This is a genomic window from Microbacterium sp. P5_E9 (assembly GCF_054049175.1).
This window is the reverse complement of sequence record NZ_JBFUMV010000001.1, coordinates 480536-503957: the sequence shown is the minus strand read 5'-3', so window position 1 is coordinate 503957 and position 23422 is coordinate 480536. Positions and strand designations below refer to the sequence as shown.

General features: G+C 69.2%; 23 protein-coding genes. 4 read left to right on the top strand and 19 right to left on the bottom strand.

The genetic code is table 11. From position 1 onward, the window contains the following. Window positions 1-5: 5 nt before the first annotated feature. From nusB to ACXJ3V_RS02520, 3 genes are all read right to left on the bottom strand, one after another. Complete coding sequence (gene nusB, locus ACXJ3V_RS02530) at window positions 6-416, bottom strand: transcription antitermination factor NusB (protein WP_457098673.1); 411 nt, start codon at window positions 414-416, stop codon at window positions 6-8. A 13-nt stretch (window positions 417-429) separates the two neighbouring features. Then, window positions 430-990, bottom strand: a complete 561-nt coding sequence (gene efp / locus ACXJ3V_RS02525) for an elongation factor P (RefSeq protein ID WP_457098672.1) — start codon at window positions 988-990, stop codon at window positions 430-432. A 105-nt stretch (window positions 991-1095) separates the two neighbouring features. Further along, on the bottom strand, window positions 1096-1695 hold the full coding sequence (locus tag ACXJ3V_RS02520; RefSeq protein ID WP_457098671.1) for a TetR/AcrR family transcriptional regulator: 600 nt from the start codon (window positions 1693-1695) through the stop codon (window positions 1096-1098). A gap of 71 nt (window positions 1696-1766) precedes the next feature. Here ACXJ3V_RS02520 and ACXJ3V_RS02515 point away from each other — a divergent pair, with 71 nt between their 5' ends. Then, entirely contained in the window at window positions 1767-3305 is a 1539-nt protein-coding gene (locus ACXJ3V_RS02515) for an MDR family MFS transporter (protein ID WP_457098670.1), read from the top strand. On the opposite strand, the gene ACXJ3V_RS02510 is transcribed toward ACXJ3V_RS02515, so the two are convergent. From ACXJ3V_RS02510 to ACXJ3V_RS02450, 13 genes are all read right to left on the bottom strand, one after another. Further along, window positions 3283-3741, bottom strand: a complete 459-nt coding sequence (locus tag ACXJ3V_RS02510) for a type II 3-dehydroquinate dehydratase (protein ID WP_457098669.1) — start codon at window positions 3739-3741, stop codon at window positions 3283-3285. The genes ACXJ3V_RS02515 and ACXJ3V_RS02510 overlap by 23 nt on opposite strands. Window positions 3742-3782: 41 nt before the next feature. After that, window positions 3783-4331: a GNAT family N-acetyltransferase gene (locus tag ACXJ3V_RS02505; protein ID WP_457098668.1), complete on the bottom strand. Its 549-nt coding sequence runs from the start codon at window positions 4329-4331 to the stop codon at window positions 3783-3785. Further along, complete coding sequence (aroB, locus tag ACXJ3V_RS02500; RefSeq protein ID WP_457098667.1) at window positions 4328-5404, bottom strand: 3-dehydroquinate synthase; 1077 nt, start codon at window positions 5402-5404, stop codon at window positions 4328-4330. The genes ACXJ3V_RS02505 and aroB overlap by 4 nt, the downstream gene beginning before the upstream one ends. After that, window positions 5401-5919 carry a shikimate kinase gene (locus ACXJ3V_RS02495; RefSeq protein ID WP_457098666.1) on the bottom strand — a complete coding sequence of 173 codons (519 nt, stop codon included), beginning with the start codon at window positions 5917-5919 and terminating at the stop codon, window positions 5401-5403. Before ACXJ3V_RS02495 ends, aroB begins: the two co-directional genes overlap by 4 nt. Beyond that, window positions 5916-7133 carry a chorismate synthase gene (aroC, locus tag ACXJ3V_RS02490; RefSeq protein WP_457098665.1) on the bottom strand — a complete coding sequence of 406 codons (1218 nt, stop codon included), beginning with the start codon at window positions 7131-7133 and terminating at the stop codon, window positions 5916-5918. The genes ACXJ3V_RS02495 and aroC overlap by 4 nt, the downstream gene beginning before the upstream one ends. Before the next feature lie 4 nt (window positions 7134-7137). Next, the gene (locus ACXJ3V_RS02485) at window positions 7138-7983 is read right to left on the bottom strand and encodes a shikimate dehydrogenase (RefSeq protein ID WP_457098664.1); all 846 of its coding nucleotides are present in this window, start codon (window positions 7981-7983) and stop codon (window positions 7138-7140) included. Then, entirely contained in the window at window positions 7964-9589 is a 1626-nt protein-coding gene (mltG, locus tag ACXJ3V_RS02480) for an endolytic transglycosylase MltG (RefSeq protein WP_457098663.1), read from the bottom strand. Before mltG ends, ACXJ3V_RS02485 begins: the two co-directional genes overlap by 20 nt. A 2-nt stretch (window positions 9590-9591) precedes the next feature. Further along, complete coding sequence (gene ruvX, locus ACXJ3V_RS02475; protein ID WP_457098662.1) at window positions 9592-10065, bottom strand: Holliday junction resolvase RuvX; 474 nt, start codon at window positions 10063-10065, stop codon at window positions 9592-9594. Continuing rightward, window positions 10062-12722 (bottom strand): alanine--tRNA ligase, encoded by a 2661-nt coding sequence (gene alaS, locus ACXJ3V_RS02470; protein WP_457098661.1) that lies wholly within the window; start codon window positions 12720-12722, stop codon window positions 10062-10064. Before alaS ends, ruvX begins: the two co-directional genes overlap by 4 nt. A gap of 63 nt (window positions 12723-12785) precedes the next feature. Beyond that, complete coding sequence (locus ACXJ3V_RS02465) at window positions 12786-13157, bottom strand: ATPase (RefSeq protein WP_457098660.1); 372 nt, start codon at window positions 13155-13157, stop codon at window positions 12786-12788. Between the two features lie 103 nt (window positions 13158-13260). Continuing rightward, window positions 13261-13890: a 30S ribosomal protein S4 gene (gene rpsD, locus ACXJ3V_RS02460; protein WP_457098659.1), complete on the bottom strand. Its 630-nt coding sequence runs from the start codon at window positions 13888-13890 to the stop codon at window positions 13261-13263. Window positions 13891-14051: 161 nt separating this feature from the next. Beyond that, window positions 14052-14519: an NUDIX hydrolase gene (locus tag ACXJ3V_RS02455; protein ID WP_457098658.1), complete on the bottom strand. Its 468-nt coding sequence runs from the start codon at window positions 14517-14519 to the stop codon at window positions 14052-14054. Between the two features lie 51 nt (window positions 14520-14570). Continuing rightward, window positions 14571-15860, bottom strand: a complete 1290-nt coding sequence (locus ACXJ3V_RS02450; RefSeq protein ID WP_457098854.1) for a replication-associated recombination protein A — start codon at window positions 15858-15860, stop codon at window positions 14571-14573. A 52-nt stretch (window positions 15861-15912) separates the two neighbouring features. Between ACXJ3V_RS02450 and ACXJ3V_RS02445 the strand changes: the two genes are divergently transcribed. The 3 genes from ACXJ3V_RS02445 (at window position 15913) to ACXJ3V_RS02435 (ending at window position 18344) form a co-directional block, all read left to right on the top strand. Continuing rightward, the gene (locus ACXJ3V_RS02445; RefSeq protein WP_457098657.1) at window positions 15913-16338 is read left to right on the top strand and encodes a dioxygenase; all 426 of its coding nucleotides are present in this window, start codon (window positions 15913-15915) and stop codon (window positions 16336-16338) included. Between the two features lie 80 nt (window positions 16339-16418). Further along, window positions 16419-17684 carry a DUF349 domain-containing protein gene (locus ACXJ3V_RS02440; RefSeq protein WP_457098656.1) on the top strand — a complete coding sequence of 422 codons (1266 nt, stop codon included), beginning with the start codon at window positions 16419-16421 and terminating at the stop codon, window positions 17682-17684. A gap of 96 nt (window positions 17685-17780) precedes the next feature. Then, window positions 17781-18344 (top strand): type IV toxin-antitoxin system AbiEi family antitoxin, encoded by a 564-nt coding sequence (locus tag ACXJ3V_RS02435; protein ID WP_457098655.1) that lies wholly within the window; start codon window positions 17781-17783, stop codon window positions 18342-18344. Here ACXJ3V_RS02435 and ACXJ3V_RS02430 read toward each other — a convergent pair. Genes ACXJ3V_RS02430 through secD form a run of 3 tightly spaced genes read right to left on the bottom strand, consistent with a single transcriptional unit; the run spans window position 18323 to window position 23399 of the window. Next, window positions 18323-20599, bottom strand: a complete 2277-nt coding sequence (locus ACXJ3V_RS02430) for a RelA/SpoT family protein (protein WP_457098654.1) — start codon at window positions 20597-20599, stop codon at window positions 18323-18325. The two genes, ACXJ3V_RS02435 and ACXJ3V_RS02430, sit on opposite strands and share 22 nt — an antisense overlap. Window positions 20600-20658: 59 nt before the next feature. Then, window positions 20659-21648: a protein translocase subunit SecF gene (gene secF, locus ACXJ3V_RS02425; protein ID WP_457098653.1), complete on the bottom strand. Its 990-nt coding sequence runs from the start codon at window positions 21646-21648 to the stop codon at window positions 20659-20661. Further along, a complete protein-coding gene (gene secD / locus ACXJ3V_RS02420; RefSeq protein WP_457098652.1) occupies window positions 21648-23399 on the bottom strand; it encodes a protein translocase subunit SecD in 1752 nt (583 codons plus the stop codon). Before secD ends, secF begins: the two co-directional genes overlap by 1 nt. Window positions 23400-23422 lie beyond the last annotated feature (23 nt).

Below are 23422 nucleotides of genomic sequence, written 5' to 3'. Positions count from 1 at the left end.
GGGCGTCAGGACGAGCGGGCGATCTTCGCGAGCACGGCGTTCACGAACGCGCCGGAATCGTCCGTCGAGAACTCCTTGGCGAGCTCCACGGCCTCGTCGATCGCCACGCCGGTGGGCACCTCGTCGTTGAAGAGGATCTCCCAGACGCCCATGCGCAGCAGCGCCCGGTCGACCGCGGGCATGCGCGCGAGCGACCAGTCCTTCGCGAAGGTCGTGATCTGCTCGTCGATCTCGTCGCGGTTGTCGATGACGCCGTCGATGATCTCGCGGGCATACAGCCAGGACGATTCGCGCGACGGCTCGTTGGCGGCGCGCTTCGCCTCGGCGGCGAGGATCGCGCCGAGGTCGTCGCCGCGGACGTCAGCCTGGAACAGGATGTCGAGCGCGCGTTTGCGGGCCTTCGTACGTGCGCTCATCGGCTCGCAGCGCTCAGTTCACGCGGCCGAGGTAGTCGCCCGTGCGGGTGTCCACCTTGACCTTGGTGCCGGTCTCGACGAACAGCGGCACCTGGATCTCGTAGCCGGTCTCGACCGTGGCGGCCTTGGTGCCGGCCGACGAGCGGTCGCCCTGCAGGCCCGGCTCGGTGTAGGTGATCTCGAGGACGACGGAGGCCGGCAGCTCGACGTACAGCGGGTTGCCGTTGTTGAGCGCGATCTGCACCTGCTGGTTCTCGAGCAGGAAGTTCGCCGCGTCGCCGACGGTGGCGGAGCCGACGGTGATCTGGTCGTAGTCCGCGACATCCATGAAGACGAAGCCGTCGCCGTCGTTGTACAGGTACGTGAAGTCGCGGCGGTCGACATTCTCGATCTCGATCTTGGCGCCGGCGTTGTAGGTGCGGTCGACGACCTTGCCGGAGACGACGTTCTTGAGCTTGGTGCGGACGAACGCACCGCCCTTGCCGGGCTTGACGTGCTGGAACTCGATGACGTTCCACAGCTGTCCGTCGATGCTGAGGACGACGCCGTTCCTGATGTCTGAGGTGGATGCCATGGCTGAAGAGTTCCGTTTCGTGTCAGGGGGTCAGGCTGCTTGATCGCTGAGCGTGTCGAAGCGCCGACATTCGATTCTACGGGATGCCGCGTCCCGTGCCGGGATCTAAGACAGCGGGCGCACCAGCGGCAGGAAGATCTCATCCACGATCTCGATGATGTCCGCGTCCGGCAGGGGCTTGAGGGTCATCAGCAGATCGTGACGGAACAGATCGAATGCGACGGTGCGCACGCGAGAGGTCAGCCGGGCGGGGTCGATCTCGCCCCGCACGATCGCGCGTTCGATGATCTCGTCCATCGCTCCATGGGTGCGGCCACCGCCGAGCATCTGCGCGCGGATGTCGGCGAACGAGACCCCCGTCTCCGAGAAGTAGGTGCCTACCATCACGCTCAGCAGCGGGGCGAGCGGTGCGCGGGCGCCGCTCGAGCGCCGCAGCAGTTCGATGACATCTCCTCGCAGCGAGCCTGTGTCGGCCGCTTCCACCCGACTCCGGCGCAGGCCGAATGCGATGGCCGCGCTGACGAGCGTGTCGCGGTGCTCCCATCGGCGGTAGACGACCGACCGACTGGTCTCCGCGCGCTCGGCGACAGCATCCACCGTGAAGTTGCCGTAGCCCCCGTCGACGAGCTGCTGCCATGCGGCCTCGAGGATGGCATCTTCGAGCTCCTGGCCGCGTCGACGGCGAGCCGGCTTTTCAAGAGTCATTTGTGTATCTTATCGGGTCGGCCTACACTCGGCGATTAGATACACATGCGTATCTTGAACGAAGGATCAGGATGAGCTCGACATCAGCCCCAGCCGTTCCCCGCGCGGCGATCATCACCGCCCTCGTCCTGATGGTCGGCGGCCTCGCCGTGATCTTCGACAGCACGATCGTGAGCATCGCGCTGAAGACGCTGGCTCAGGAGCTCGCCGTTCCGGTGAGCACGATCCAGTGGGTGAGCACGGCCTATCTGCTGGCCCTCGGCGTCACGATCCCGGTGGTCGGCTGGGCCCAGGCGCGCATCGGGGGCAAGCGGCTGTGGATGATCGCGCTCACGATCTTCCTCGCGGCCTCGATCGCGTGCAGCCTCGCGTGGAGCGCACCGAGCCTCATCGCCTTCCGGGTGCTCCAAGGCGTCGGAGGCGGCCTCATGATGCCGCTCATGGCGACCCTCGCGATCCAGCAGGTGCCCCGCGGAGTGGGCCTCGGCCGCTTGATGGCCGTGGTCAGCCTGCCAGCGGCACTCGGGCCGATCCTCGGCCCCACGATCGGCGGACTCATCCTCAACTGGCTGGACTGGCGCTGGCTGTTCTGGGTGAATGTGCCGTTCTGCCTGGTCGGCCTCGCCCTGGCCTGGCGCTTCCTGCCGGCGGATCCGCCGACCGGTCGACCCAAGCTCGATCTCGCCGGGCTGCTTCTCGTCTCCCCCGCCCTCGTCGGGATCCTCTACGGCCTCACCAACGTGAGCCAGGAAGGCGGCTTCTCGCGGCCCGATGTCTGGATTCCCGTGGCTGCCGGCGTCGCGCTGTTTGTGGCGTTCGTGCTGGTCGAGACGCGGCGGCCGGGCACCGCGCTGGTCGACATCCGACTGCTCAAGCGCCGGCCGGTCGCCTCATCGTCGGCCGTGCTGTTCCTGTCCGGCGCCTCCCTCTACGGCTCGATGCTGCTGCTCCCGCTGTTCTTCCAGACCGTGCGCGGGCTGGATGTGCTTGCTGCGGCGCTCGTGCTCATTCCGCAGGGCGTGGGTGCGCTGTTCAGCCGCACCCTGGCGGGGCGCCTCACAGATTCCCTCGGCGCGCGCGTCGTCGCGATCGGCGGGTTCATCGTCATGGGGCTCGCAACCGTGCCGTTCGCGCTGGCGGACGCGTCCACCAGCGACTGGTGGCTCGCCGCTGTCCTCCTCGTGCGCGGCTTCGGGATGGGCGCCGTCATGATTCCGGTGATGTCGGTCGCCTTCCTGGGGCTGGAACGCGACGAGGTCCCGCACGCGAGCATCATCACCCGCCTGGCCCAGCAGGTCGGCGGCGCCTTCGGCGTCGCATTGCTCGCCGTCATCCTGGAGACTGCCGTGGGCGGTGCCGCAGACCTGACGAGCGTCACCGCCGGCTTCGCCGTCGCGTTCTGGTGTGCGGTCGGCTTCACCGTGGTGGCGATCGGCGTGTGCGTCGCGCTGCCGGCCAAGCCCGTTGCAGTCGCTGAGCCCCCCGCGGCTGCTGAGCCCCCCGCGGCTGCTGAGCCTGTCGAAGCATCCGCGGACCCTTCGACAAGCTCAGGGACCGAAAGCGCGTCAGCGAGCGAGAGCGCTCCGGTCAGCCCTCCGCGTGCCCGGTGACGACCTCGATGAGCCGGGTGATCGCCACGGCATAGCCGGGCACGCCCTCGCCCACGACGTGCACGACCGCGACGTCTTCGACATAGGAGAGCTGCCGGAACGGCTCGCGCGCCTTGATGTCGGAGATGTGCACCTCGGCGACCGGCAGGGACACGCTCAACAGCGCATCGCGCAGCACGACCGAGGTGTGCGTGAGCCCTCCGGGGTTGATGACGATGCCTGCGCAGTCCGTCCGCGCCGCGTGGATCGCATCGATCAGCACGCCTTCGTGATTGCTCTGCACCGCGCGGATCTCGAATCCGAAAGCGGCGGCCGTCTCGATCGCGAGCGCCTCGACATCCTGCAGCGACTGGGTGCCGTAGGTGGCGGGGTCGCGGATGCCGAGAAGGTTGAGATTCGGCCCGTTGACGAGCAGCAGGCGGCGGGGAGCACTCATGTCTCGCACGATATCAGCGCCGGTATGAGTGGATGCCGCGGTCATGGCAACGGCCGCGACATCACGATCTCCGGCCCGATGGGCCCGGTCAGGGTCTCGCCGGTCGGCAGGAAGCCCGCCCGGCGATACGCGCCCTGGGCCCGCAGGTTGTCGCGATGCACGTCGAGGTGGAGCTGATCCAGCCCCTGCGCCGCCGCCCAATCCGCCGCGGCGGCGAGCAGCAGATCCACGGCCCCAGAGCCGCGGCGATCGGGCCGGACCCACACGCCGACCACGAAGCCACGCCGGTCGTCCACGTACCGGCCCAGGTGATCCTTCTGCCCGGTCGCCCTGATCAGGACCGACAGACTGCCCACCGCAGCACCCTCGATCTCCGCGACGAGCTGAGCGACCGTCTCGCTCTCGGCGGCTGTCTGGGTCCGCTCGCGCCAGAACGACTCCGGCCGCGTGGCGACCTCGTCGTGATCCTCGAGGAACGCGATCGCGGCATCCGGATCGGCGGTCGCCTCCAGGCGGAGCGCCCGCACGAGCTCCCACTCGTCTGACCGGACCCGCCGCACTGAGAGCGACGGGTCGGGCTGCGGAGTCATCCCGCGACTTCCTGGTACGCCGCGAACAGCAGCGATTCGTCCGGCGCCGGGAGCACGGTGGGGCGCGCGATGTCGTCGAGCACGATGAAGCGGAGCATCCCGCCTCGACTCTTCTTATCGCGCTGCATGGACGCGAGCAGCGTCGGCCATGCGCCGGCGCGGTAGGTTGTGGGCAGGCCGAGGAGGGTGAGGATGTCGCGGTGCCGCTGGGCCGCGGCATCCGGCAGTCGCCCGGCCAGGCGCGACAGCTCGGCGGCGAAGACCATGCCCACCGAAATCGCCGCACCGTGGCGCCAGCGATATCGTTCGGCGTGCTCGATCGCGTGGCCCAGTGTGTGCCCGTAGTTGAGGATCTCGCGGAGCCCCGCCTCACGGAGATCCTGCCCGACGACGTGCGCCTTCATCCCGATCGCGAGTTCGATGCTGCGCCGGAACGCGGCGCTGTGCGGGTCCACCGCGGCCACCGGGTCGGCCTCGATGAGCTCGAGGATCTCGGGGGCCCAGATGAACCCGGCCTTGACGACCTCGGCGAACCCGGCGACGAGTTCGTGTGCCGAGAGGGAGTCGAGCAGGTCGAGGTCGCACAGCACGGCGCGGGGGGCCCAGAAAGCGCCTACGAGGTTCTTCCCCTCGGCAGTGTTCACCCCGGTCTTGCCGCCCACGGCCGCGTCGACCATGCCGAGCACGGTCGTCGGCACCTGCACGACCGCGACACCGCGCAGCCAGGTGGCGGCGACGAAACCGGCGAGGTCGGTGACGGCTCCCCCGCCGAAGCCGACGACCGCGTCGGTGCGCGTGAAGTCCGCCTGGCCCATGACCTGCCAGCAGAAGGCGGCGACCTCGATGCGCTTGCCCTGCTCCGCGTCGGGGATCTCGGCCAGCAGCACCTCGCGGTCACCGGCGAGCGAGGCGCGCAGCGCTTCCGCCTGCACGGCGAGGGTCGGCGGATGGATGACGAGCACCTTGCGGGCAGCCGGCGGGAGGAGCTCCCCGAGGGACGAGAGGATGCCGCGTCCCACCGTGATGTCGTAGGTGGCATCGCCGCTCACCGAGATCGTGGTCGCATCGCTCATGCGCGTTCCCCTGAATCCTCTTGGGCCCAGGCGACGATCGCCTCGACGACGTGCTGCAGCGGTCCGTGCGAGGTATCGAACGTCGCGCCGGCGAGCCGCTCGTAGATCGGGCGACGCGCTGCGGCGATCTCGCTCCACCGCGCGAGGGCATCCTCTGCCTGCAGCAGCGGGCGGTCGGTGGCGTGGATGCGGCCGGCGACGACCTTCGCGTCGACCGTCAGCAGCGCGACCCGGTGCGTGGCCAGGTCGGCCTGCGTCTGCGGGTCGAGGACGGCGCCTCCGCCGAGCGAGACCACACCGCCGGCGGCGAGACCCTGCGTGACGGCCGCCCGCTCGAGGGCCCGGAAATGAGCTTCGCCGTGCTCGGCGAAGATCGCCTCGATCGGTCCGTGGGCGCGGACTACCGCGATGTCGGTGTCGAAGAAGCCGACGCCGAGCGCTTTGGCGACCTTGCGGCCGATGCTCGTCTTGCCGGCGCCCATGGGACCGATCAGCACGAGGGCTCGCGCGGTCATGCCTCGGTGAGCGCGGTGTCGCTGACCGTGGCCGTGCGCAGGCTCTCCGGGATCGCGGCGAGGTACGACTCGAGGTTGCGGCGGGTCTCACCGACGCTGTCGCCGCCGAACTTCTCCAGCACGGACTCGGCGAGGACGACGGCGACCATGGCCTCCGCGACCACGCCCGCCGCGGGCACCGCGCACACGTCGGACCGCTGGTGATGGGCGGCCGCGGTGTCGCCGGTCGCGACATCCACCGTCCGCAGGGCGTGCGGGATGGTCGCGATGGGCTTCATCCCGGCGCGCACGCGCAGGACGGTCCCGGTCGACATGCCGCCCTCGGTGCCGCCGGCGCGGTCGGACGAGCGCGTGATGCCGCCGTCGGTCGCGAACAGCTCGTCGTGCGCCTGGGAGCCTCGGCGCGTGGTGGTGAGGAAGCCGTCGCCGACCTCGACGCCCTTGATCGCCTGGATGCTCATGAGCGCCTGCGCGAGCTTGCCGTCGAGGCGCCGATCCCAGTGCACGTGCGAGCCGAGTCCGGGCGGGAGTCCGAACGCGAGCACCTCGACGACGCCGCCGAGCGTGTCGCCGTCCTTGCGTGCGGCATCGACCTCGGCGACCATCAGCGCGCTCGTCGCGGCGTCGAAGCAGCGCAGCGGATCGGCGTCCAGCGCGTCGACATCATCCGGCCCTGGCAGGGCGGAGTCCTCGGGGACGCGCACGGGGCCGATCGAGAGGGTGTGGCTGACGAGACGGATGCCGAGCTCGGCCAGGAACGCGCGCGCCACGGCGCCGAGCGCGACGCGCGCGGCGGTCTCGCGGGCGCTCGCACGCTCGAGGATGGGCCGCGCCTCGTCGAAGTCGTACTTCTGCATGCCGACGAGATCGGCATGTCCCGGCCTCGGCCGGGTGAGGGCGGCGCTGCGTCCGCGGGACTTCTCGGTGAGCTCGACCGGTTCGGCGCTCATCACCTCGACCCATTTGGGCCACTCGGTGTTGCCGATGCGCAGCGCGATCGGGCTGCCGAGGGTGAGTCCGTGGCGGACGCCGCTCGAGATCGTGAGCTCGTCCTCCTCGAACTTCATGCGCGAGCCGCGGCCGTAGCCGAGCTTGCGACGAGCGAGGTCGGCCTGGATCGCGGCACGGGAAATCGGCACGCCGGAGGGCAGGCCTTCCATGATGGCGACGAGTTCGGGGCCGTGGGATTCGCCGGCCGTGAGCACGCGGAGCATTGCTCTAGTCTCCCACGACCGCCTGGCGCATCGCGGCCAGGACGGCCGACTCGTCATCGAGCGGAACATCGACCTCGCCGCCGACGAAGATGCGCACCTGCAGGAGCGCCTGGTGCACCAGCATTCCGAGACCCGAGTGGGCGGTGCCGCCCGCGCGCTGCCACGCCTGGGCGAGCACCGTCGGCCAGTGTCCGTACACCACGTCCAGCAGCAGTCCACCGGAGTCTGCCAGCGCGCCGGCCGCGGCATCCGGGATCTCCGCATCACCAGGGACGGTCGAGATCGTGAGGGGCACCGGCGCGTGCCCGGGCGCGGCGAAGGGCACTGCGAGCACGACGACGCCGAGCGCGTCGCCCAGCGCCTGCAGCGGCGCGACGGCGGCGGGTCTGCGTGCCACCACCTCGACGTGGTGGGCGCCGAGTTCGGCGACCGCCACGATGGCGGAGGATGCCGTCGCACCGGCGCCGACGACCCGCACCCGATCGACGCTCTCGATGCCCGCCTCGCCGAGTGCGCGCACGATGCCGCCGATGTCGGTGTTGAAGCCGCGGAAGCCCTCGGGCTCGAGAAGCAGCGTGTTGACCGCGCCGGTGAGCTCGGCGCGACGGTCGCGAATGCCGGATGCCGCAAAGGCGCAGGCCTTGAGCGGATACGTCAGCGACAGCCCGCGGAACGATGCGTCGAGGCCCGCAAGCTCACGGTCGAAGGTGTCGGCGGACACCCGTCGCCGGGCGTACGACCACGGCATGTCGAGAACCGCGTAGGCGGCGGCGTGCAGGGCGGGCGACCGGCTGTGCTGGATCGGGTCGCCCCATACCTCGAGCTGCCGCCTACGCGCAGTAGGAGGCATTCTCGCTCTTCGCGCACCACTCCCGCAGTTGATCGACGGCCTTGAGATGCTCGTTGTACGTGTCGGAGAAGATCGTCTCACCCGTGGCCAGGTTGACGGCGACGAAGTACAGCCAGTTGCCGTCGGCCGGGTTGCGGGCGCCCGTGATGGCATCCTCACCGGGGTTGCTGATCGGCCCGGGCGGTAGCCCGAGGTGCACGTACGTGTTGTAGATGTTCGACTCGTCGGCGCGCTGCTCGTCGGTCGTCCACACCGTGCCGGTCACCCCAGCCCCGTAGGCGACGGTCGCGTCGGACTGGAACGGCATTCCCTCGTCGATGCGGTTGAGGAACACCCGGGCGATCTTGTTCATGTCAGCCGTGTCGGGGCCGGATTCCTTCTGGATCACGGAAGCGAGAGTGAGCACCTGGAGCCGGTCGGACTCCGGCACCCCGAGGGCATCGAGACGGGCGAACGTCTCATTCACCATCCGGGCGAGCACATCGTGCGCGGTGACGCCCGGATCGAAGGTGTAGGTCGCAGGGAAGAGGAAGCCCTCGATGCTCGGCGCCTCGGCCGGAACGCCGAACTGGGTGTAGTTGGCGGCCTCGGCCGTCAGCTCGTCGAGGGAGATTCCCGTCACATCGGCGATCCGCTGCAGAGCATCGGCCGCGATGAGCCCCTCGGGGATGACGACGGTGTTGTCGATCTTGTTCGCAGGATCCTGCAGCGCCGCGAGGGCGGCAGCGGACGTCATCTGCTTCTGCAGCGTGTAGACGCCGGGATAGAAGGTCGGATTCTGCGCGGTGTCGACGAGCATCGCGTAGAACGCGTCGGGCGTCTTGGTCACCCCGGCTTCGTACAGCGAGTTCGAGATCGTATTGCCGTTGTCGCCTGAGGCGATCGTGACGAGGGCCTCGCCATTGGCCTGCCCCTCGGCATAGTCCTTCGGCTCTTCCCAGCCCATGAACTCGCGGATCTTGGCCTCGTACGTGTTCCATACCCAGAGGCCGCCCGCGGCCACGCCGCCGAAGAGCATCAGCACGACCGCGAGCGCGATCCATCCGCCGATCCGGCGGCGTCGCTTGTTCGGACGGGGTGGCACCTGGCCGAGGGTATCCGAAGAACCCGTGCCGTTGAACAGATCGTCGAAGTCGTCGCGGTGCGGCGTCGCGTCGGGCGCCTGCTCCGTGATGACGCGGTTCCCGCCGGTCCGGCTGTACGGCAGCGCAGGCGCTGCGCCGTTCGCGCCCGCGAACGGCCAATCGTCCGGGTCGGACTCGGTCGACAGCACCGTGGTCGTCGCAGACTGGGGTGCGGCCGTGCGGGCCGCGGCTGCGGCGTGCGCGGTGCCTGCGGCGGCCGTCGGGCCTGCCGCGCCGGCGTGAGCGGGCACATCGATCGGAGCGGAGATGGGAGGGGGCGACATCGAGGTCGCGCCGGTTGCCGCGGCCGCGCGGGCCGCGCGACGCGAGCTGGGGACCGCCGGGGTGGCCTGATCGGGTGTCACCGCTGCGCCGGCGCCGTCGGTCGAGTTCGACGGGACCGCTCCCGTGCCGCGCGTGCGGGGGTCGGGCAGCTTGCCGAACAGATCCGCGAACGGATCATCGATGGGCGAATCGGGCATGGTCAGGCGAGCTCCTGGGCCGGAGGGACGGGTGTTCCGGGTGGGCGGCCGCTGTTCTTCTCGACATCGAGCGCCTGCTGAAGCAGGATCACGGCGGCGACCTGATCCACAATGCTACGAGAGTTTCGCTGAGATCTCCCCGAACCCCGCAATGCCGAGTGCGCGGTGACCGTGCTGAGACGCTCGTCGATGAGACGGACGGGAAGTCCGGATGCCTCGGCCAGCGCCGCGGCGAACTCCCGCGCATCGGTGGTCGAGGGAGTGTCGCCGCCGCTCAGGCTGAGCGGGAGACCGACGATGAGCTCGATGGCGGAGTGCTCTGCCGAGAGCTCCACGATCCGCGCGACGGACCTCTCATCGCGCGCCACGGTCTCGACCGGGGTGGCCAGCATCCCGTCAGGGTCGGAGCGAGCCACCCCGACGCGGGCCTTGCCCACATCGATGCCGAGTCGCGATCCACGGCGGAACCCGGTCACGCGGCCTCGAGGGCGTCCTTCACAGCGGTCAATGCCGCCGGCAGGGCCGCGGCATCCGTTCCGCCACCCTGAGCGACGTCGTCGCGACCACCGCCACCGCCACCGAGGGCGACTGCCGCGGCCTTCGCGAGCACGCCCGCCTTCGCTCCGGCGGCACGCGCCGCCTCGTTGGTCGCGACCACGACGAGGGGCCGGCCGCCGACGTCGGCACCGAGCGCGACGATCGCCGCGTCGGAGCCGAGTCGATCGCGCACCTGGAGGGCGAGTGACCGCACGTCGTCGGCGGACGAGGCCATACCGAGCGACTGGGCGACGATCCGGTGTGCCCCCACGCGCGTGGCCGTGTCGGCCAGGGCGGGCAGTCGATCGCCGAGTGCCTTCGACTCGAAGGCGGCGATCTTCTTCTCGGCGGCCTTCAGGCTCGCGGTGAGCTCGGCGATGCGGGCAGGCAGCTCGTCGCGGGGGGTCTTGAGCGTCGAGGTGAGCTGCGAGACGATCGCGCGCTCGGCGGCGAGCGACCGGAACGCGTCCAGACCGACGAGGGCTTCGACGCGGCGACTGGATGCACCCACGGAGGATTCCCCGACGAGGCTGATCAGTCCGATCTCGGCGCTCGCGCCGACGTGCGTGCCGGCGCAGAGCTCGCGCGACCAGGGACCGCCGATGTCGACCATGCGCACGGTGGTGCCGTACTTCTCGCCGAACAGCGCCATCGCCCCGAGGGACTTCGCCTCGTCGAGCGGCAGCACGCGGGTCGTCACCTCGAGGTTGTCGCGCACCGCGTTGTTCGCGATCTCCTCGATCTCGGACTTGGTCGCGTCGGAGAGCGCCTGGCCCCAGCTGAAGTCGAAGCGCATGTACCCCGCGCGGTTGAGCGAGCCGGCCTGAGTGGCGGTGCGGCCGAGCGTGTCGCGCAGGGCCGCGTGCACGAGGTGCGTGGCGGAGTGCGCCTGGCGGGCGGCGCGACGGTTCACGGCATCGACGACCGTTGTCGCCGGCTGCCCGACGCCGACTTCGCCCGTGGTGACCTCGACAGTGTGGCTGACGAGCCCCGGCACGGGCTTCTGCACGTCGAGGACCTCGAGTTCGAAGCCTGGACCGACGATCACGCCCTTGTCGGCGACCTGGCCCCCGGACTCTGCGTAGAGGGCGGTCTCGGCGAGGATGACCTCGGCGATCTGGCCCTGGTACGCGCGGTCGACGGACACACCGTCGACGAGGACGCCGAGAATCGCCGACTCGGACTCGAGGTCGGTGTAGCCCGTGAAGACCGTCTCGCCCTTGGCGCGGAACTCGCGGTACACGCTCTGGTCGGCGATCGCGCGCTTGCGCGCCTTGGCGTCGGCGCGCGCCCGCTGGCGCTGTTCCTGCATCAGGGTGTCGAACGCCGCGCGGTCGACGGTGAGACCGGCTTCTTCGGCCACCTCGAGCGTCAAGTCGATCGGGAAGCCATACGTGTCGTGGAGGAGGAACGCCTCCGCGGCGGGAATGCTCGATCCGCCACTGCGCTTGGTGTCTTCCACCGCGAGGTCGAGGATCGTCGAGCCCGACGCGAGCGTGCGCAGGAAGGTCTCCTCTTCCGCAAAGGCGTACTGCGAGATGCGCTGCCAGTCGTCGGCGACGACCGGGTAGGCGGACTTCATCGCGTCTCGCGATGCCGTGAACAGCTCGGGGAACGTCGCGCCGTCCACGCCGAGCAGGCGCATCGCGCGCACGGATCGGCGCATGAGGCGACGAAGGATGTACCCGCGACCCTCGTTGGAAGGCGTCACCCCGTCGGAGAGGAGCATCAGCGAGGAGCGCACGTGGTCGGAGATCACGCGGAAGCGCACGTCGTCTTCATGGACGGCGCCATAGCGGCGACCCGACAGCTCGACGGCGCGGTCCAGAACGGGACGCAGCTGATCCGTCTCGTAGATGTTGTCCACACCCTGCTTGATGAACGCGATGCGCTCCAGGCCCATGCCGGTGTCGATGTTCTTCGCCGGCAGTTCGCCCACGATGTCGAAGTCGACCTTCGATCGCACGTTGGAGAGAAGGTCCTGCATGAACACGAGGTTCCAGATCTCAGTGAACCGGTTGTCGTCGGCGGCGGGACCGCCATCGCGGCCGTACGCGGGGCCACGGTCGAAGAAGATCTCGGAGTCGGGACCGCCGGGCCCCGGCTGCCCGGTGTGCCAGTAGTTGTCGGCGCGCCCGAGCCGCTGGATCCGCTCGGGCTTGAGCCCGATGACGTCGCGCCAGATCGCTTCCGCCTCGTCGTCGGTCTCGTACACGGTGACCCAGAGATCCTTCTCGTCGAAGGCGAGCCCGCCATCCGCTTCGGAGGTTGTCAGGAGGTCCCACGCGTAACGGATCGCACCTTCCTTGAAGTAGTCGCCGAACGACCAGTTGCCCAGCATCTGGAAGAAGGTGCCGTGGCGCGCGGTCTTTCCGACCTCTTCGATGTCGTTGGTTCGGATGCATTTCTGCACGTCGGCGATCCGCGGATGCGGCGCGGGAACGACGCCCGTCAGATACGGGATGAACGGCACCATACCGGCGACCGTGAACAGCAGCGTCGGGTCGTCGCTGACGAGCGACGCCGACGGCACGATGACGTGGTCGTTCTTCTCGAAATAGGCCAGGTAGCGCTGCGCGATCTCAGCGGTCTTCATACGTGTGGGATTCCTCGATGCAAGAGCGTCACGACCCTGAAGGGTCGCGGGCGCGGAAAAAAGTCAGTCGGTGAGCTTCTTGGCGGCGTCGGTGGCCGTATCGACGACGTCGGCAGCGGCACTCTTCGCTGTACTCAGGGCGTCGGATGCCGCATCCTTCGCAGTTCCGAGGGCATCGGATGCCGCATCCTTGGCGGTCTCGAGAGCCTCGGAGGCATTGGCCACGACCTCGGACGCGGCATCGCGGGCGGCGTCGACGACGTCGGAGAGACGCGCCTCCTGCTCGCGGTATGCGTCGCCGATGCGGTCCGTGAATTCGCCGATGCGGGCGTCCACCTCAGCCAGAAGCTCGTGGCCGCGGGGATCCTTGTTCACAAGATGCGCGATGACGAATCCGCCGATGACCCCCATCAAGAACCACAGGGCGTTCTTCATGTCATTTCTCCTCGGCCGCCGGGCGCGGCATCCCTCCATGGTATGCGGAAACGACGAAGGGCGCCGGGTTGCCCCGACGCCCTTCGTATCGTTCTACGGGCGACTAGCGCGCGGCGTAGTACTCGACGACGAGCTGCACGTCACCGGTGACCGGGACCTCGGCGCGCTTGGGGCGACGCACGAGCGTTGCGTGCAGGGTGGAGAGGTCGACCTCGAGGTAGCTCGGGACCGGGGGCAGCACCTCGGCGTGACCGCCGGCTGCGGCGACCTGGAAGGGCTCGAGGCCCTCGCTCTTGCCCTTGACGTGGATGAGCTGACCCGGCTTCACGCGGAAGGACGGGCGGTCGACGGTCTGGCCGTCGACGAGGATGTGGCGGTGCACGACGAGCTGGCGTGCCTGTGCCGTGGTGCGGGCGAAGCCGGAGCGCAGGACGAGGGCGTCGAGACGCATCTCGAGCAGCTCGACCAGGTTCTCACCGGTCAGGCCGTCCTTGCGGCGGGCTTCGTTGAACGTGTTGCGCATCTGCTTCTCGCGGATGCCGTACTGCTCGCGCAGACGCTGCTTCTCGCGGAGACGGACGGCGTAGTCGCTGTCCTGCTTGCGCTTGGTGCGGCCGTGCTCACCCGGAGCGTACGGACGCTTCTCGAGGTACTTGGCGGCCTTGGGCGTCAGCGGGATGCCTAGCGCGCGGGAGAGGCGGACCTTGCGGCGGTCCTGGGACTTCGTGGGCACGAAGGTGTCCTTCCGAACTACGTGGCCGCGTCTTTCGCGGCTCACGGACGTATCGATTTCCCTGCCGATCGGCGCGCACGTCGGGGCATGCCGATGGTTATGTGGGGGAAGAGGATGCCCGAAAACTGTGTTTCGAGCCGGTCAAGTCTATCAGACCGGGGTCAGGCTCCCGATTGCGGGCGCGCGGCCGCGTCGAGCGCCTCCGCGTAGCGGATCATTCCGGCCGGGTAGAGCGGTGGGTCGTCGGATCGCAGCGCGCTCAGCGCCACCCAGCGGACCGTCGTGTGATTGTCCAGCACGCGCAGTTCGCCGTCGAGGGGCAGTTCGTCGAGTTCGGGACTCTCGATCGCGAAGACGTGCACGACCTCGTGACCGGACACCGCGCCCGACGTGAAGATGTTCTCGGTGATCGCGATCGGATCCGCGACCGCCAATTCGGCCGCGAGCTCTTCTGCGAACTCACGATGCACGGCCTGCAGCGCTGTCTCCCCGAACTCGATTCCGCCGCCTGGCACACGTGCGAACACACCGTGCCGAGCAGTTGCGGGGTAGATCTCCACAAGGACGTGGCCATCGCGGACCACGAGGCCCACGGCGATGTTGCGGATGCGGTCAGGTGGAGGGGTCACCCTCCCATGGTGTCAGCGGGATGGCAGGTTCGCTCGCGCAATCGCCTGGCCCTACTTGCCGTCGAGGATGCGGCGGATCTTCTCCAGCCGCGCCTGCACGTCGCGCTCCTGCCCGTGGTTCGTCGGCTCGTAGTACCGGCGGCCGCGCAGCTCGTCGGGAAGGTGCTGCTGCGCGACGACGCCGACCTCGCTGTCGTGCGGGTAGACGTAGCCCTTGCCGTGCCCGAGCCGCTTCGCTCCCGGGTAGTGCGCATCGCGCAGCGGCGGTGGCACGCGCCCGAACCCGCCGCCGCGGACATCGGCGATGGCCTTGTCGATCGCGAGGTACGCCGCGTTCGACTTGGCGGTCGTCGCGAGATACGCCGTGGCCTCGGCGAGTGGAATGCGACCCTCCGGCATGCCGATGAACTGCACCGCGTCCGCGGCCGCGACGGCGAGCGGAAGGGCAGCGGGGTCGGCCAGGCCGACATCTTCGGCCGCCGAGATGATGAGCCGGCGGGCGATGAACCGCGGGTCCTCCCCCGCCTCGATCATGCGCGCGAGGTAGTGCATCGCAGCGTCCACATCCGAGCCTCGGATCGACTTGATGAAGGCGCTGATGACGTCGTAGTGCTCATCGCCCTGCCGGTCGTAGCGCAGCAGTGCCCGATCGACCGCGGAGGCGACCTGATCCGCATCGATCTGCGGCGTTGCCGCGTCATCATCGTCACCTGCGGCACTGGCCGGGACGAGGGATGCCGCGGCCTCGAGCGCCGTCAGCGCGCGGCGGGCGTCGCCGGAGGCGAGGCGGACGAGCGCGGCGCGAGCCTCCGGCTGCAGCACGGCGCGCCCAGCGAGGCCCCGCGGGTCGCTGACAGCGCGATCGATGAGCAGCCCGAGGTCGTCGTCCGTGAGGGGCTTGAGCGTCAGCAGCAGGGAGCGTGACAGCAGCGGTGAGATCACCGAGAACGAGGGATTCTCGGTGGTGGCGGCGATCAGCACGACCCAGCCGTTCTCGACACCCGGCAGCAGGGCGTCCTGCTGCGCCTTCGTGAACCGGTGGATCTCGTCGAGGAAGAGGATCGTGGATTGGCCGTACAGGTCGCGCTGGGTCAGCGCCTCCTGCATGACCTCGCGCACATCTCGCACCCCCGCCGTGACCGCGGAGAGCTCGACGAAGCGCCGGCCCGAGGAGCGGGCCACGGCCTGGGCGAGCGTCGTCTTGCCCGTGCCGGGCGGCCCCCAGAGGATCACCGAGGTCGCCCCGGCCGCGGCATCCGGATCCGCGAGCGTGACCAGCGGAGAGCCAGGACGAAGCAGGTGCCCCTGGCCGGCGACCTCGGCGAGAGACATCGGACGCATCCGCACCGCAAGCGGTGTCTGCCCTTGGAAGAGGGCGGTCGGAGTCGTCACGATGTCCAGGCTAGTCGCGGCATGCGACCCGGCGGCCGGATCGGGTTTGGACGGTCGAGTGCGCGGTCATAGGATCAACCCGGCCCGGGAGCGGCCGGATGACAAGGGAGATCTCGTGGCGGCAGGTGGCAAGGACCGTGGGACACGCGAGACGCGGGAGCGGTCGCGGATCTATCAGGCCCGCCGGAAGTTCCACGACGACCAGGCCCGCCGTAGGCGGCGGGACAATCTCCTCGCCGGCATCGTCGGCGGCGCCCTCATCCTCGCCGTCCTCGGCGGTCAGGTCGCGTACTTCACGATGGGCCCCGGCGCACCGGAGCCTGCGCCGTCGCCTTCGCCGTCGGTGAGCCCGACCTCCACCCCGGCGCCGACCGAGTCGCCCAGCGCAGCGCCGTCCGCCACCCCGACTCCGACTCCGACTCCCTGATCGGCTCGCGCCGCCCGTACTAGGCTTGAAGCCGTCCAATCTCCCCCAGGCGGCAAGAGAGCCGCGCATGAGGTGCACCCGTGACTGCCGAAGCAGAATCCACTCCCCCGACCACCGTCGAACCCCAGCCGTGGGGCCGCGTCGACGACGACGGCACCGTATCGGTGCGGGAGGGCGATGCCTGGCGCGTCGTCGGTGAATACCCGGACGGGTCGAAGGAAGAGGCGCTCGCCTACTTCGAGCGCAAGTACGCCGATCTGGCGGGCGAGGTCGGGCTTCTCGAAGTGCGTCACCGCCGCGGAGGGGCGTCGGCCGCAGATCTGCGGTCCACGGCACGCACGGTGGCCGGCAAGATCTCCGGCGCCTCCGCGGTCGGCGACCTGGCCGCGCTCGAAGCGCGGGTCGCCCTGCTCACGGCGGCGCTCTCCGCCGCGACCGAGACCGAGGCAGCCGCGGCGCGCGAGGCCGTCGATGAGGCCGTCCAGGTGCGCACCGCGCTCGTGGAGCAGGCTGAGGCCCTCGCCGCACGCGATCCCAAGGGCGTGCAGTGGAATCAGGCGTCGGCCGAGATGAGCACGCTGTTCGATCAGTGGCAGTCCCAGCAGCAGAACGGTCCCCGGCTGCCGAAGGCCGCAGCCCAGCAGCTCTGGAAGCGGTTCCGCGACGCCCGGGCGACGGTCGACAAGCACCGTCGCGAGTTCTACGCCGAGCTCGACGAGGCGCACAAGGTCGTCCGCGACCGCAAGACCGCGCTCGTCGAGAAGGCCGAAGCGCTCGCACCGAAGGGCGAGGACGGCATCGCGACGTACCGCGAGCTGCTCGACCAGTGGAAGACGTCCGGTCGCGCGGGCAAGAAGGTCGACGACGCGCTGTGGGCGCGGTTCAAGGCCGCCGGTGACGCGCTCTACGGCGCGCGCATCGAGCGAGAGGCCGCGGACGTCGAGGAGTCCCGCGAGAAGATCGTGGCCAAGCGCGAACTGCTCAGCGAGGCGAAGGCCGTCGCCGACGAGGCCGACATCGTCAAAGCGCGCGCCCTGCTCACCGGCATCCAGCGTCGCTGGGATGAGATCGGCCGCATCTTCCCCCGCGACACCGAGCGTGGGCTGGACGACGAGCTCCGCAAGGTCGAGACCGGCCTTCGCACGCGCGAGGAGGCCGACTGGAAGCGGAACAACCCCGAGACCAAGGCGCGCGCCAACGACATGACGCGTCAGCTGACGGACGCCATCGAGAAGCTCGAAGAAGAACTCGCGGCCGCACAGAAGACCGGCAACAAGGCAGCGGTGGCGAAGGCGAGCGAGGCGCTCGAGGCACGCAAGAGCTGGCTGCGGGCGCTCGGCGGCTGAGGCGTCCTCCTCCGCGGTGCCGTCCTCGGAGCGGGTTGTCCACAGCTCCGCCCCGGCGGAGCGCCGGCACGACCACGGTGGCGCACACTTCGTGTCATGCGCTCCCCGTTCCTGTACTTCACCGACGATCGCCTCTCGCCGGCAGAACTGTCCGCGGCGAGGCTCGACGGACACCTGGTCGAGCTCGGCGACGCCTACATCCCGGCGGACGCCGTCGAAACGGCGGCGCTGCGCGCGGGTTCCCTGCGGATCCTCCTCGGCGAGACCCTCGCCGCGACGCATCTGAGCGCCGCCTGGGTCCACGGTGCCCTGCACGAGCCCCCTGCGCGCCACACCGTGCAGCGGGCCGTGTCGCGACGCGTCCACCAGGTGATCGACCGCCGCGTGGTCTATCGCGATCCGCAGGTCGACGACGATGATCTGCAGCGGATCGGCGGGGTGCTCGTCACCTCGCCCCAGCGCACGCTGGCCGACCTCGCACGAGTGCCAGACGATACCTACGCCGAGGCAGCCCGCCTGCTCAGCGATGCGGAGCCGGGTCTCGCGGCCCACGCGATCGAGTGGTTCGGCATCCGCGGCGTCGTACCGAACAAGCGGACGGCCGTGGCCTTCCTCCGCGGCATCGCCGCGCGCGAAGGTCAGGACGACGTGACGCGGTAGACGTCGTAGACGGTGTCGATGCGCCGCACGGCGTTGAGCACGCGGTCGAGGTGGACGATGTCGCCCATCTCGAAGACGAACCGGCTGAGCGCCAGCCGATCGTTGGTGGTCGACACCGTCGCCGAAAGGATGTTCACATGGTGCTCGCTGAGCACGCGGGTGACGTCGCTGAGCAGCCCGGAGCGGTCGAGCGCTTCGACCTGGATCTGCACCAGGAAGATGCTCTTGGTCGTCGGCGCCCACTCGACGTCGATCAGGCGCTCGGGGCTGTCCTTCAGGGACTTCACATTCGTGCAGTCGCCACGGTGCACCGACACTCCGCTGCCGCGGGTCACGAAGCCGACGATCGGATCGCCCGGCACCGGCGTGCAGCACTTCGCGAGTTTGACCAGGATGTCGGGCGCCCCGCGCACGAGGATCCCGGAGTCGCCGCCGCGCGGCTGGCGGGGCTTGCCGAGGAACGGGAGATCGATGGGGCCCGTGCTCGTGTCGTTCGCGCTGACCAGCGCAGTGACCTTCTCGATCACCGACTGCGTCGAGACGTTGCCCTCGCCGACCGCCGCGTAGAGCGCCGAGACATCCTCGTAGCGAAGGCTCTGCGCGACCTCCGAGAACGAGTCCTGGCTCATCAGCTTCTGCAGCGGGAGGTTCTGCCGGCGCATCGCGCGTGCGATCGCCTCTTTGCCCTGCTCGATGGCCTCCTCGCGACGCTCCTTGGTGAACCAGCCGCGGATCTTGCTGCGTGCGCGGGTGCTGCGCACGAAGCCCAGCCAGTCCTGGCTGGGTCCGGCATCCGGATTCTTCGAGGTGAACACCTCGACCACGTCGCCGCTCTTCAGCTCGGATTCGAGCGGCACGAGCCGTCCGTTCACCTTGGAGCCCATCGTGCGATGGCCGATCTCGGTGTGGACGGCGTAGGCGAAGTCGACGGGCGTCGCGCCGGCGGGCAGCCCGATCACGCGGCCCTTGGGCGTGAAGACGTAGACCTCCTTCGCGCCGATCTCGAATCGGAGCGAATCCAGGAACTCACCAGGGTCGGCGGTCTCGGCCTGCCAGTCCGAGATGTGCGCGAGCCAGGCCATGTCGGCGTCCACCGACTTCGGGTCGGCCTTGCCGCCCGCCATCTGCTCCTTGTACTTCCAGTGCGCCGCAACGCCGTACTCGGCCTGCTGGTGCATCTCGTTCGTGCGGATCTGGATCTCGACGGTGCGGCCGCCCGGTCCGATCACCGTCGTGTGCAGCGACTGGTAGAGGTTGAACTTCGGGGTCGCGATGTAGTCCTTGAATCGACCGGGCAGCGGCGTCCAGCGGGCGTGGATCGAGCCGAGCACCGCGTAGCAGTCGCGCACGCTCCCCACGAGCACGCGGATGCCGATCAGGTCGTAGATGTCGTCGAACTCGCGACCGCGAACGACCATCTTCTGGTAAACGGAATACAGCTGCTTCGGACGGCCCATGACGCGGCCGCGGATGCGCAGCTCGCGGAGGTCGGCGTCCACCGAGTCGATGACGTTCTGCACGTACTGCTCACGCTGCGGAGTGCGCTGCCGGACGAGGCTCTCGATCTCGGCGTACAGCTTGGGGTGCAGCACGGCGAAGGAGAGATCCTCGAGTTCGGACTTCACCGTCTGGATGCCGAGCCGGTGCGCCAGCGGCGCGTAGATCTCGAGGGTCTCGGTGGCCTTCTTCTGGGCCTTCTCCGGAGGCACGAAGCCCCACGTGCGCGCATTGTGCAGTCGGTCGGCGAGCTTGATCAGCAGGACACGGATGTCGCGCGACATCGCGACGATCATCTTGCGGACCGTTTCGGCCTGGGCGCTCTCGCCGTACTTGACCTTGTCGAGCTTCGTGACGCCGTCGACGAGCATCGCGACCTCGTCGCCGAACTCGGCGGTGAGCGTCTCGAGCGAGTAGTCGGTGTCTTCGACCGTGTCGTGCAGCAGGGCCGCCGCGATCGCCCGCGGCCCCAGACCGAGATCGGCCAGGATCTGCGCGACCGCGAGCGGGTGCGTGATGTACGGCTCGCCGCTCTGGCGGACCTGCCCGGAGTGCGCGCGCTCCGCGACCGCGTAGGCGCGCTCGACGATCGTCAGATCGCCCTTCGGATGGTGTGTGCGCACCGTCCGCATCAGCTGCTCGACGTCGTCGCGACGGGCCGAGCGGGAGAAGATCCGCGGCACCAGCCGTCGCAATGACGACGACTGCGCCGACGGTGCCTGGGCGGCGGCCGAGGGCGTGGGGACGGTCTCGGTCATGGCCGTCGTCCCCCCTCCGCTGGATCCATCAATCCTACGCCCGCGGGAAACCGCGCCGGTCAGGCCGGAACGCCCGCCTTCGCCCTCGTCTCGAGCGCACGCTGGTCGCGCGCCTTGACTCCCGGCTCGTTCTCACGCAGGAGCGAGTAGAGCGGGGAGGCGACGAAGATCGTCGAGTACGCGGCCACGATCGTTCCCACGAAGATCGCCAGCGAGATGTCGGTCAGCGTCTGAGCACCGAGCCACAGTGCACCGATGAACAGGATCGCCCCGGTGGGCAGGATCGCCACCACTGTCGTGTTGATCGAGCGGATCAGGGTCTGGTTCACCGCCAGGTTGACGGACTCGCCGAAGGTGCGACCGGAGATCTCGCCGTCCTCGCTGGTGTTCTCGCGGATCTTGTCGAAGACGACAGTGGTGTCATACAGCGCGTACGACAGGATCGTGAGGAATCCGATCACGGCCGCCGGTGAGATCTCGAAGCCGAAGAGCGCGTATACGCCGATCGTGATCACGAGCACGTCCACGAGGCCGATGATCGCCGCGGCGGACATCTTCCAAGTGCGGAAGTAGAGGCCCAGGATCAGGAAGGTCAGCGCGAGGAAGATCACCAGGCCCCACAGGGACTGGCGGGTGACGTCGGCCCCCCAACTGGGACCGATGAACGAGGCCGTGACCTCGCTTTCGGCCACGTTGTACGCGTCCGCGAGGGCCACGCTCACCTGTCGCGTCTCGTCGGCGCTCATCTGGTCGGTCTGGACGCGGATCGTGTCCGTGCCGATCGTGGTGACCTTGGTCGTGGCATCCGGCACCACGGTGTGCACAGCATCCGTCGCGACGGATTGATCGGTCGTCGAGACGCCCGAAACCGTGAACTGCGATCCGCCGGTGAACTCGATCGAGAACTGGACGGGGCGGAACAGCGGCACCAGCAGCGAGCCGAGCACCAGCAGCGCGGCGATGATGAACCACAGGTTCCGCCGCCCGACGAACGGGAGCGAGGTTTTTCCGGTGTAGAGGTCGTTGCCGATCTGACTCATGGAGCGCATCAGTCGTCCCCCTCCGTGCCGGGCGTGCCCGGTTTGTCCGCGACCGCGGTCTTGGTCTTGGCGGGGTCTCCCCCGGACAGCTGGGCCTGTTTCCGCTCGGCGATCGTCTGACGTCGCTCAGCCTCGCCGCGCGACTTCGCATTGCGCCGGCCTGAGGGCGTGTTCGCCTCGGCGACCGGGGCGCGGAACTGCGCACGTCCGCGGTACACCGCACCGAGCGCATCCGGGTCGAGTCCGGAGAGCGGATGCCCCGACCCGAAGAACCTCGTCCGGGCGAGCAGCTGCATCACCGGGTGGGTGAACAGGATGAAGATCACCACGTCGATGACGGTCGTGAGTCCCAGCGTGAACGCGAAGCCCTTCACCGTGGCGTCGGCGAGGATGTACAGCACGACGGCCGCGAGGAGGTTGATCGACTTCGAGATGTAGATGGTGCGCTTGGCGCGACCCCAGCCGTCCTCGACGGCGCCGGTGATCGACTTGCCGTCGCGGAGCTCGTCTCGGATGCGCTCGAAGTACACGATGAACGAGTCCGCCGTGAAGCCGATCGAGACGATCAGACCGGCCACACCGGCAAGCGACAGGCGGAAGCCCATGCGCCATGCCAGGATGCAGATCGTGATGTAGGTCAGCACGCCCATGACCACGAGCGACGCGATGATCACGAAGCCAAGCGCCCGGTAGACGATGATCGAGTAGATCGCGACCAGCGCGAGCCCGATGAGCCCCGCGATGAGGCCGATGGCGAGCTGCTGCGAGCCGAGGGTCGCCGAGATCGTGTCCGCCGAGACGACCTCGAAGCTCAGCGGCAGAGCACCGTACTTGAGCTGATCGGCGAGCGTCTTCGCCGTCACCTGGGTGAAGTCGCCGGTGATGCTCGGCTGACCGTCGAGGATGACGCCCTGCATCGCGGGCGCCGAGAGCACGAGCCCGTCCAGGACGAACGCGAACTGGTTCAGCGGCGCCGTTTGGCCGTACAGGCGCTGGCTGATCTCGCCGAAGGTCGTGGTGCCGCCGTCATCGAACTTCAGGGTGACGGCCCATTGCCCGTTGTTCTGCTGGAGGCCGTAGCTGGCGTCCGAGATCGAGGAGCCGTCGAGCTCGACCGGACCGAGGATGTACTTGACCGTTCCGGTGACGTCGCAGGTCACCAGCGGCTCGTCGGTCGGCTCACTCGCCGGATCGTTCGCCGGATCCGCGCAGTCGTAGGCGAGGAACTCCGCCTGCAGCGCCTCCGTGATCCACGCCGGGTCGCTCGCATTGGTCGGTGCCGCGGTGGGCGTCGAATTCAGCGTCGGGTCGGGCGTCGGGTACGGGGTCTCCTTGCCATCCTCGCCGGCGAACGTGTTCGCGGGCGCTCCGGCGTACAGCACGGGGCGCAGCTGCAGCTGGGCGGATGCCTCGATGCGCTGGCGGGTCTCGTCGTCTGCCTCGCCCGGGATCTGGACGACGATGTTCTTGCCGCCCTCGGTCGTCACCTCGGCCTCGCCGACGCCCGAGGCGTCGACGCGCTGACGGATGATCGTGACGGCCTGGTTCATCTGGTCGGTCGTCGGGTCAGAGCCGTCGGCGGTCTGCGCCTCCAGGATGATCTGGGTGCCGCCCTGGAGGTCGAGTGCGAGTGCGGGCGTCCAGGAGGACGCCTGGAACACGTACACGCCGAGCGCATTGATTCCGAACAGGACGGCGATGATGGCCGCAAGGCCGATCAGCGCACGCCAGGCATGCCGGACGGGGGAGGATGTCGCCACGAGGGTCAGCTTTCTCGGGTGCC

Coding starts and splice junctions, on each gene's coding strand:
- nusB (WP_457098673.1), bottom strand. CDS start 416: ATGAGCGCACGTACGAAGGCCCGCAAACGCGCGCTCGACATCCTGTTC.
- efp (WP_457098672.1), bottom strand. CDS start 990: ATGGCATCCACCTCAGACATCAGGAACGGCGTCGTCCTCAGCATCGAC.
- ACXJ3V_RS02520 (WP_457098671.1), bottom strand. CDS start 1,695: ATGACTCTTGAAAAGCCGGCTCGCCGTCGACGCGGCCAGGAGCTCGAA.
- ACXJ3V_RS02515 (WP_457098670.1), top strand. CDS start 1,767: ATGAGCTCGACATCAGCCCCAGCCGTTCCCCGCGCGGCGATCATCACC.
- ACXJ3V_RS02510 (WP_457098669.1), bottom strand. CDS start 3,741: ATGAGTGCTCCCCGCCGCCTGCTGCTCGTCAACGGGCCGAATCTCAAC.
- ACXJ3V_RS02505 (WP_457098668.1), bottom strand. CDS start 4,331: ATGACTCCGCAGCCCGACCCGTCGCTCTCAGTGCGGCGGGTCCGGTCA.
- aroB (WP_457098667.1), bottom strand. CDS start 5,404: ATGAGCGATGCGACCACGATCTCGGTGAGCGGCGATGCCACCTACGAC.
- ACXJ3V_RS02495 (WP_457098666.1), bottom strand. CDS start 5,919: ATGACCGCGCGAGCCCTCGTGCTGATCGGTCCCATGGGCGCCGGCAAG.
- aroC (WP_457098665.1), bottom strand. CDS start 7,133: ATGCTCCGCGTGCTCACGGCCGGCGAATCCCACGGCCCCGAACTCGTC.
- ACXJ3V_RS02485 (WP_457098664.1), bottom strand. CDS start 7,983: ATGCCTCCTACTGCGCGTAGGCGGCAGCTCGAGGTATGGGGCGACCCG.
- mltG (WP_457098663.1), bottom strand. CDS start 9,589: ATGCCCGATTCGCCCATCGATGATCCGTTCGCGGATCTGTTCGGCAAG.
- alaS (WP_457098661.1), bottom strand. CDS start 12,722: ATGAAGACCGCTGAGATCGCGCAGCGCTACCTGGCCTATTTCGAGAAG.
- ACXJ3V_RS02465 (WP_457098660.1), bottom strand. CDS start 13,157: ATGAAGAACGCCCTGTGGTTCTTGATGGGGGTCATCGGCGGATTCGTC.
- ACXJ3V_RS02450 (WP_457098854.1), bottom strand. CDS start 15,860: ATGCGTCCGATGTCTCTCGCCGAGGTCGCCGGCCAGGGGCACCTGCTT.
- ACXJ3V_RS02445 (WP_457098657.1), top strand. CDS start 15,913: ATGTCCAGGCTAGTCGCGGCATGCGACCCGGCGGCCGGATCGGGTTTG.
- ACXJ3V_RS02435 (WP_457098655.1), top strand. CDS start 17,781: ATGCGCTCCCCGTTCCTGTACTTCACCGACGATCGCCTCTCGCCGGCA.
- ACXJ3V_RS02430 (WP_457098654.1), bottom strand. CDS start 20,599: ATGACCGAGACCGTCCCCACGCCCTCGGCCGCCGCCCAGGCACCGTCG.
- secF (WP_457098653.1), bottom strand. CDS start 21,648: ATGCGCTCCATGAGTCAGATCGGCAACGACCTCTACACCGGAAAAACC.